5 protein-coding genes are annotated in these 9,230 nt (G+C 70.8%); 2 read left to right on the top strand and 3 right to left on the bottom strand.

All coding sequences use genetic code 11. The features are described 5' to 3' along the window. On the top strand, nt 1-1,475 hold a 1,475-nt coding region (locus tag GA0115240_RS12245; protein ID WP_202451283.1), incomplete at its 5' end, for a GDSL-type esterase/lipase family protein. On the opposite strand, the gene GA0115240_RS12240 is transcribed toward GA0115240_RS12245, so the two are convergent. The 3 genes from GA0115240_RS12240 to GA0115240_RS12230 all read right to left on the bottom strand — a co-directional run bounded on the left by GA0115240_RS12240 (nt 1,462) and on the right by GA0115240_RS12230 (nt 7,439). Beyond that, the gene (locus GA0115240_RS12240) at nt 1,462-3,078 is read right to left on the bottom strand and encodes a CocE/NonD family hydrolase (protein WP_256069782.1); all 1,617 of its coding nucleotides are present in this window, start codon (nt 3,076-3,078) and stop codon (nt 1,462-1,464) included. The two genes, GA0115240_RS12245 and GA0115240_RS12240, sit on opposite strands and share 14 nt — an antisense overlap. A 74-nt stretch (nt 3,079-3,152) precedes the next feature. Then, on the bottom strand, nt 3,153-6,041 hold the full coding sequence (locus tag GA0115240_RS12235; RefSeq protein ID WP_202451282.1) for a glycosyl hydrolase family 95 catalytic domain-containing protein: 2,889 nt from the start codon (nt 6,039-6,041) through the stop codon (nt 3,153-3,155). A gap of 426 nt (nt 6,042-6,467) precedes the next feature. Beyond that, a complete protein-coding gene (locus GA0115240_RS12230; protein WP_093736705.1) occupies nt 6,468-7,439 on the bottom strand; it encodes a LacI family DNA-binding transcriptional regulator in 972 nt (323 codons plus the stop codon). A gap of 506 nt (nt 7,440-7,945) precedes the next feature. On the opposite strand from GA0115240_RS12230, the gene GA0115240_RS12225 reads away from it, so the two are divergent. Further along, nucleotides 7,946-9,220, top strand: coding sequence for an ABC transporter substrate-binding protein (locus GA0115240_RS12225; protein ID WP_093736704.1), 1,275 nt, complete (start codon nt 7,946-7,948; stop codon nt 9,218-9,220). Nucleotides 9,221-9,230: the final 10 nt, after the last annotated feature.

The raw sequence follows: 9,230 nt of genomic DNA, 5'->3' as shown, positions 1-9,230 counted from the left end.
AGAGCGGCGGGCCGTCGTACAGCAACCAGACGCTGCGGCAGATCGTGCACACCAGCATCGGCGGCACCTCCGCGCGGCTGCGGATCTCCAACGCCTTCGGCTCGGCGCCGCTGACCGTCCGGGACGTGCACGTGGCGCAGCGCACCTCGGGCTCGTCGGTGTCGACCGGCAGCGACCGTGCCGTCACCTTCGGCGGGCAGTCCTCGCTGACCGTGGCGGCCGGGGCGGTCGCGGTCAGCGACCCGGTGTCCTTCACGGTGGCGGCGCAGTCCGATGTGGCGGTGAGTTTCTATCTGCCGAGCGCCACCGGCTCGGCGACCTACCACCAGCAGGGCACCCAGACCAACTACGTGGCCGGCGGCGACGTCAGCGCCAGCGCCACCTTGAGCGGGGCGAGCACCAACGGCAGTTACGCCTTCCTCACCAATCTGGACGTGCAGAATCCGGCGGCCCAGGGCTCGGTGGTCACCCTCGGCGCGTCCATCACCGACGGCGTGGCCTCCTCGCAGGACTCCAACAAGCGCTGGCCCAACGACCTGGCCCGTCGTCTGTCGGACAGCGGCCGCACCATCGGGGTGCTGAACCAGGGCATCAGCGGCAACAAGCTGCTCAGTGACGGCGCCGGCCAGAGCGCCCTCAACCGCTTCGACCGCGATGTGACCGGCCAGCCCGGAGTGCGCTGGGTGATCTTCTCCGACGACCCGATCAACGACCTGGGTGCGAGCAGCGGTGCGCCGTCCGGCGCCCAGCTCATCTCCGGACTGCAGCAGTTGATCTCCCGGGCGCACCAGGCGGGGCTGTCCTTCCTGTGCTCGACGCTGACCCCGTTCCAGGGATCCAGCGGCTGGACGCAGGCCGGTGAGACGGCCAGGGCGTCGATCAACGCCTTCATCCGCGGTTCGGGCAGCGGCTGCGACGGCATCGTGGACCAGGACACCGCGACCCACGACCCGGCCAATCCGACCCGCTACCTGCCCGCCTACGACGCCGGTGACCATCTGCACCCGAACGAGGCGGGCCTGCAGGCCATCGCCAACGCCGTCGACCTCAACCTGTTCGGTGCCGCCACCCAGCCGGGCGGCAGCTATGTGGCGCTGCGCTCGCACGCCAACGGCAAGTGGGTCAGCGCGCCGGACGGCGGCGCCTCCGCCCTGATCGCCAACGGCGACTCCGTCGGCACCGCCCAGGAGTTCGACGAGATCAACCAGGGCAGCGGCCTGATCGCGCTGCGCGCCCACGCCAACAGCCTGATCGTCACCGCCGAGAATGCCGGCGCCGACCCGCTGATCGCCAACCGGACCGCGGCCGGCTCCTGGGAGACCTTCCAGCTCCTGCAGAACCCCGACGGCAGCTACAGCCTCAAGGCGCAGGTCAACGGCAAGTACGTGACGGCGGAGAACGCCGGCGCGGCCGCCCTGATCGCCAACCGCGACGCGGTCGGCCCGTGGGAGGAGTTCGACCTCACCACCTCGTAGCCGCGCCCCCGCCGACGACCGGCAGCACGAGCCGGGACAGGCGGTCCGCGTCGTGGAACACGGTGCGGACCGCCGCCGGCGAGAGTGACTCCCAGCGGGGCCGGCCGGCCGCCGCCACCTGGAGCCGCAGCCGGTGACCGGGGCGGAAGACGTGGGCGGTCGACCACAGGTCGACCGGCACCTCGACCGGCGCCTCGGCCGGGCCCGGCCCGCCGGTCCGCGCGATGCCGTCGGTGAGGTTGACCGACGTCCCGTCCGGTGCCACGTCGCACAACCGGGCCACCCAGTCGGCCGGACCGGCGCTCGCCGCCACCGTCAAGGTGACCCGGACCCGGCCGATCACCTCCAGCGGCCCGGCCAGCGGACGGCTGGTGAAGACCAGCACATCCGGGCGGGCCTCGACCGGCCGCTGGTCGAAGGGGCCGGCCGGATAGCCGGCGGTGAGCAGCAGGGCGCCGCCGCGCACCGGGGCCGGGTCGGCCGGGTCGTGGCGGAAGGTGTCGGGGGCCTCTCCCGGGGCCGGCGGCCGGATGGACAGGGCGCCGGCCGCACGCAGGAACCAGGTGGTCGCCACGGATTCCGGCGGCCAGCGGTCCAGTCGGCGCCACCTGTTGACCCCCATCACGAACACCAGCGCCCCGCCGGCCGGCCGATCCGCCCCGTCTTTGCCCAACACGGCGTCCAGCCAGTCCAGTTCGCGGTCGAGCAGCGACCGGCCGCCGTCGATCGCGGCCTGGTCCGCGTCCCGGCCGAAGTCGGCGGCGCCGACGCGGGCGGTCTGATTCCCGTGCGACCAGGGCCCGACCAGCAGAGCGGCCGGGTGCCCGGCGCCACCGGCCCGGTGATGGTGGTCCAGGCTGCCCTGCACAAAGGCGTCGTACCAGCCGGCCACGGTGAAAGCGGGCAGTCGCGGCGGCGCCGAAGCGGCGTAGGCCGGGCGGGCGGCGGGACCGTCCGGGCGGCCGGGGACCGGGAGTCGGCGCAGGATCTCCGGGTCCCAGGCGCCGGCGGGCGCGTCGGGCCGGTCGAGGGCGGCGACGGCGTCCGCCCACTGCGCCAGCGCCCGGCGCAGTTCGCGCGGCGCGGTGGCGTAGCGCCGCCGGAGCACCTCCTGGCCCAGGCCGAGGCTCCACTGCGTGACAAGGCCGCGCTCGGGGACCCCGCCGCGCGCGAGCAGACCGTCATAGGGGTCGGACCAGGCGAACTCCGGTAGCACGGCGACGAGTTCGGGCGGCGCGGCGGCAGCGGCCGCCCACTGGGCCTGGCCGAGATAGCTGGGGCCGTACATCGCGACCCGGCCGTCCGCGCCCGGCAGTCGCGCCGCCCACCGGACCGTGTCGTAGCCGTCGTCCCGCTCGTGGACCAGCGGCTCCCAGTCGCCGTCCGAGGCGAAGCGGCCCCGGGTGTCCTGCAGGACGACGAGGTAGCCGCGACGGGCCGCGGCATCGGGGGCCAGCCGGGCGAGGATGCCGGGATCGCGCTTGCCGTAGGGGCAGCGGGCCAGCAGGACCGGCCAGGGCCCGCGGCCGGCCGGCGGCCGGTGGAGATCGGCGCGCAGCACGGTCCCGTCGCGCATGACCGCTTCGACCTCGGAGTTCGTCAACACACCCTCACCGGGCCGGGAAAGCCCCCGCCGCGGACAAGACGGCGGGGGCGGTCGGGAGGACAGGGGATCGGTCAGCCGATGCTGAGGTCGTCCACGTAACCGCGGTAGCCGCCGGCGCCGCCCGGGTGGTCGTAGCCGACGAGGATGCGGGCGATCTGCTTGTTGGCGTTCTTCGTCGCCAGGTTGACGGTGACGTGGTTCCAGGTGTCGAGCGTGAGGTGTCCGCACTGGTGGGCCGGATGGATCTGGTTGCCGTTCTGGTCCACGGCCCCCGAGTCCCGCAGGGTGCTGTTGTCGGTGAAGACCAGGTCGACGGCCACACACGTGCTCTCGGTCGAACCGGCCGGCACCCACGGGGTGGTGGCGTTGGACTGCGGGTAGATCCAGTAGCCCAGGGTCTTGGCGGTGCCGACGGCCAGCGGCGCGGCGCTCAGGTCGTAGACCTTCAGGTACGCGTGGGGACCGGTGCCCGAGGCCGAGCCGGAGTACATCAGCGAACTGCTGCCGGTGTGCGAGGTCTCACCGGTGCGCGGGCCCGCCTGCGGTCCGGTCGAATCGGAGTTGATGCCGGTGACGCCGGTGTTGCCGCCGCCGGCGGTGTCCACCGTGTCGGTCCAGCTCGGCGCCGGGTCGCTCGACTCGAAGCCGGAGCTGAAGCTGGTGCTGGTCCCGCCGGTGCCCCCGCCGGTGCTGCTGCCGAGCGGCTGGGCGAGCTGGGTCTGCACGGTCGCGTACGACGTGCCGGGCTGCGCCAGGGTGATGGTCTCGCCCGCGGACGTGGCCAGGGTGATCTTCGTGCCCGAGACGGTGCCGGCGTCGGAGCCGTTGCGGTACACCTGCACGCTCTTGCCGGGCCAGGGGTTGGTGACGACGAGGCTGCCGCCCTTCTGGCTGACCGCCCGCACGTACTGCACCGAGTTGTTGGCGATGCTGCTGGAGATCAGGAAGTCGCCCGCCGCCATCAGGTCGCCGAACTTGGCGTCGGAGTTGGCCGGCCAGTCGGCGAAGACCTTCACGTCCTTCTGGAACGACTGGAGCAGCATCTCGTCGAGACCGGAGGTGATGACGTTGAGGTTCTCGACGCCGCCGCCGTTGTGGTGGATGCCGAGGTTGTTGTAACTGTCGCTGACCGCCTCGGTGTGCATGTTGCTGAGGATGGTCGCCGGGTTGTAGCCGACCCGGGCCGCCGCCGGGTAGAAGGTGGCGGGCGCGTTGTCGGTGTGCCAGCGGGCCAGCTGGTCGACGGTGTTGCGGGCGGTCTGCAGGGTGGTGGCGTCGCTGTCGAGGCCGACCTGGCTGCCGGGGTAGACCGCCTGGATGGCGATGTCGTTGCTGTCGTTCACCCAGTCGGTGCCGACCGAGGTCTCGCGGAAGACCGTCTGGCTGTTGCGGCTCATGGTGGGCAGCGGCGCCAGATGGGCGTCGATGTCCTGCCAGGCGGCCCGGCTGCCGGCGTCCTGGTTCAGGGCGGTGCTCATGTCGGTCAGGCCCTGGAAGAGCAGGTGGACCAGGCCGAGCGAGAGGATGCTGTTGGTCTGCGGGTAGGCGTTGTCCTCCTGCGGCGCGTCATTGGTGATGTTGTACGTGCCGCTGGAGTCCTTGGTCAGGTAGTTCTGCCAGAACAGGCCGACCTGCTTCAGGTACGGGTACACGGTGGCCGCGTAGGCGGTGTCGCGGGTCTGCTGGAACCGCATGATCATGTCGCTGGCGAGGTTGACCGCGTTGGACTTCTGGTTGTGCAGACTGGTGTCGGCGCTGGTTCCCTTGGGTGAGATGCCGACCGGGTAGAGCACGCCCTGGAAGCCGTTGGACTGGGCGAGTTGCTGACCGCGGGTCATCCAGTCCAGGACCGGCTGGTCGTAGGCGGCCATCTGGTCGATGTGGTTGGTGGTCAGGGCGGCGTAGAACGGCGCCTCGTAGTTGTAGTTCGTGTGGTAGTCGCCGTTCCAGTTCATGGCGCCGGTGATCCAGTTGCCCCACAGCCCCGGGGCGTACTCGCCGCCGCGGGAGATGCAGGCCAGCAGGTACAGGGAGCCGTACCAGCTCTTCTCCACCGACTTGTCGCCGATCTGCACGAACGACTGGGACCAGTAAGTGGACCACCAGTTCTGGTGCGCGGTGCTCAGCGTGTCGACGTCGGCCTGCGCCAGGCCGCTGACCATGGAGGTGGCACTCGCCTGGTACGAGCTGCTGTCGAGGTTGCTGAGGGCCGAGGCGACGAACGTGTAGGTGGTGCCGGGTTGCAGGGTGACGCTGATCTTGTTGCCGGAGATGCTCGGGCTGCCGCCGATGACCCGCGAGGCGACACGGGCCAGCGGGTTGCCGGTGGTGCCGTCGGCGGCCACATCGGCGTTGAGCGTGCTGCCGCTGGTGGAGACGGCCGGTGCGGCGCCGCTGCCGTTCTGCACCGTGAAGCTGGCGTTCTGACTGCCGCCGCCGCTCAGCGTCATCGAGGTGACCAGGACGTTCTCGGTGGCCGACACCCAACTGGTGGTGTTCAGCGTGGAACCGCCGAGCACATAGGTGCCCTTGACCTGGGCGTGCGCGAGGTCCTGCACGACGTGGTAGCTGGCCCCGCTCAGCCCGGGCACCGCGAGCACGATCCGCCCCAGCGGGCGGATGGCGTGGCTGGACGCGGAGAAGAAGTCGTTCTTGCCGAGGTAGAAGGTCTGGTTGTCGATCGAACCGCCGACGGCCACACCGACATCGCCGTTGCCCATCTCCGGGGCGTCGACGGTCTCGCCGCCGGTGAGATTGGTCGGCGGGGCGTTCCACACGCCCTGGTACTGGGCGACGGTGGTCTTCCCCTGATTCGCGGTGATCGTGTCCGCCATCGCCGGCTGGGACAGGACCGTGGTGAGCGCGGTACCGATCAGGGCCGCTGCGGTGGCCGCGGCCCCTGCTGTTCTGACCAGGGACCTCCTGGCCGGTGACCTGCTGGCAAGCGACGTGAGCCTCATCTGGGCTGCTGCCTCTCTTGGAGCGATACGTGCCGCCGAATCTCCACGGCGTCCACCCGTCGCCGTATCCCTCCGATGTTTCGGATGACAGCGTTGTCAGACACTGCCCCCGGGCAACGGAGGCGACAAACGGGCCGCCGGGGCCGCACGGACGGTGAATGACCAGGTGAACGGGCTTGATACGGCGGTGCACTGGATGGGGGGAATGGTCGGGCGGACCGGCGGCTCACCGGCCCCTCCGGGTCCTCCCGGGGGCGGCTCGCGGCCCGAGAGAACGTTATCTTCGGATGTCTGCGTCGTTTATAGAGCGGTCCGCCGCCCTTGTAAAGGGGAACGTCCGCGACAGCGGTGCGGCCCTCGAACGTGGCCCGGCCGCGCACCGTCCGACCCAAGACCCCGCCGGACACCCGCCGATGGGCCCGCCCGTCAGGGCGCGATCTCCCCCGTCCCCCGGGCGATCAGCGTCGTCGGCACCGTCACCGTCCGCACCGCCCGCCCCGGATCCGCCAGGCGCGAGCGAAACAGTTCGATCGCGGTCCGCCCGATCTCCACATCCCCCTGGGCGACCACCGTCAGCCCGGGCCGCAGCAGATCCGCCAGCCCGAAATCGTCGAAACCGACCAGCGCCGTACTGCCGAAGTCCGGCCCGAGCGCCCGGATCAGCGCCACCGTGGTGTTGAAGTTGCCCGTGACGATCGCGGTGACCGGCTCGGCCCGCCCCCGCAGACTCGCCAGCGCGGCCGCGATCCGGCCCGGTTCGATCGGGCCGGGGTGGACCATGCCGTCCAGCGGCTCACCGATGCCGCTGAGCGCGTCACGGAAGGCCGCCGCCCGTTCCCGCCCGGTGTAAATACGCTCGTCGTCGCCGATGTAGCCGATCCGCCGGTGCCCTTGGGCCACCAGGTGCGTGAACGCCTGCTGGATGCCGCCGCGGTTGTCCGACAGCACGGTGTCCACCGCCACGCCGGTGGCCGGCCGGTCGAAGGCGACCACCGCGAGCCCGGAGTCGATCTCGGCCTGGAGGTACTGGTGCCCGTCGGCGATCGGCTCGATGATGATGCCGTCCATCCGCCGCCGGCACATGGACATCACCGCGTCGCGTTCGCGCACCTCGTCGTCCTCCGTGGACATCGCGACCACGGTCAGCCCGACCGCGCGCGCCGACTCGTCGACCGCCCGGAGCACCGGGTGGGCGTCGGCGATGTGCCGGACGGCGGCGCCGATCGTGCCGGTCCGCCCGCTGCGCAACTGCCGGGCCCGCTCGTCGGGTTGATAGCCGAGCCGGTCGATGGCCTGCCTGATCCGTTCGGCCAGCCCGTCGCCGACGGTCGCGTCGCCGTTGACCACCCGGGAGACGGTCCGCAGCGCGACCCCCGCCTCGCGGGCGACATCGACCATCGTGGGCCGGCGCGGACGGGACAATCCGCGCTTACCGACAGCACCAGGACCAGGCACGTGGCTTCCCTTCGCTCGATCGCACACCACACCTCACACACCACACGTCACACCACTCGCCGCGCCGCACGCCGGAGCGCACATCGCAGCATTCGCCGCGCCGCACGCCGGACCCCACGTTGGACCGCACATCGCAGCATTCGCCGCGCCGCACGTCACCCGTCACGACACATCACTTGCCGCAGGACACGTCCCGGCACGCCGCGCCCGAGCGGGAGACCCGGCTGCGCCGCACGGGGGCCCCGCCCCCGCCGCCCCGAGACCGGTCCGTGATCGCGTGGGGACTTGACTTGCTGTCGCGGAACCATACTGTACTCGGCGAGACAACGTTATCTCGCCGACGAGATGCGGCCGCGTCCACGACGTCCCCAGGGCGTCCCACGTGGCATGCCCCGCGTCCGGGCCCAGGTATCCGTCTCCCAGACACTCCACCCCGGAAAGGGACGGCCATGCTCAGACGAAGTGCCGCCGTAATAGCCGCCGCAGGCCTCGCGCTGCTCGCCGCGTGCTCCAACTCAGCCTCGGACGGGAGTTCGGCCAGCGGTGGCAAGACCCTGACCTATCTCACCTTCAACAGCCCCTCGCTGACCCCCGCGTTCTGGAAGGCGTCCATCGCCAGGGCGGAGAAGTCGGTACCGGGCACCTCCATCAAGCAGGTGGTGGCGCCCAGCACCGACCGCGACTCGTACGCCAAGCAGCTGCAGGCGTCCGGCCAGTTCCCCGACCTGCTGCAGTCGATCACGCCCTCGCAGTACACCGCCGCCGGGCTGCTCCAGCCCTACGACCAGTCCTGGATCGACCAGAACTTCCTGCTGCCGCAGGGCAACGCGATCAAGGGCAAGGTCTACATCCCGCCGACCAACTCGCAGATCATCCCGCTGGTCTTCTACAACAAGAAGCTGTTCGCCCAGGCCGGGGTGCAGCCGCCGACCACCTGGCAGCAGTTCCTGGACGTCTCGGCCAAGCTCAAGACGGCCGGCGTCACGCCGATCGAGCTGGGCGGCAACGACCCGTTCGCCGCCGCCATGCCGCTGACCGGCGCGATCAGCGCGGACGTGATCGGCAAGAACCCGCAGTGGATCCAGCAGCGTTACGCGGGCACGGTCAAGTTCTCCGATCCCGACGTGGTGACCGCGGCGCAGAAGATGCGCACGCTGGTCGAGAAGGACTACTTCGAGCAGGGCGCGCTCAACGTCAGCTACGCCGACTCGATCAAGAACTTCAACGCCGGCAAGGCCGCGATGTACCCGATGGGCAGCTGGTACCTCGGCTCGATCCCGAAGGACCAGTGGAGCAACATCGGCGTCTTCCCGTGGCCGACCGACGACGGCTCGGTGGTGGTCCCGTTCGCGGTGGGCGGCTCGATGGCCATCAGCACCAAGGCCAAGGACGTGACCGCGGCGACCACCTTCGCCAAGGCATGGTCGCTCGATCCGGGCAACCTCAAGGCCCTGATCGAGGGCGACGGCGCCTACCCGATGCTCAAGGGCAAGACGCTGCAGGACTACGGGGTCACCGTCAGTCCCGCGTTCAGTGACTCCTACGCCTATGTCACCAAGACCAACACCAAGGTCAGCGCGATCGGTTGGGCGACCAACGACGACGCGCTGCCCGGCTCGCTGAACAACGACTTCTACGCCGCCGCGCAGGCGCTGTTCAACAGCAAGGACGTCAAGGGCGAGATGTCCAAGCTCGACCAGTCCTGGAACACCGCGACCAAGTGACCGCCGCGAG

The organism is Streptomyces sp. DvalAA-14, assembly GCF_900091855.1.
Lineage (GTDB): Bacteria > Actinomycetota > Actinomycetes > Streptomycetales > Streptomycetaceae > Actinacidiphila.
This window is presented reverse-complemented; position numbering and strand designations above follow the sequence as displayed.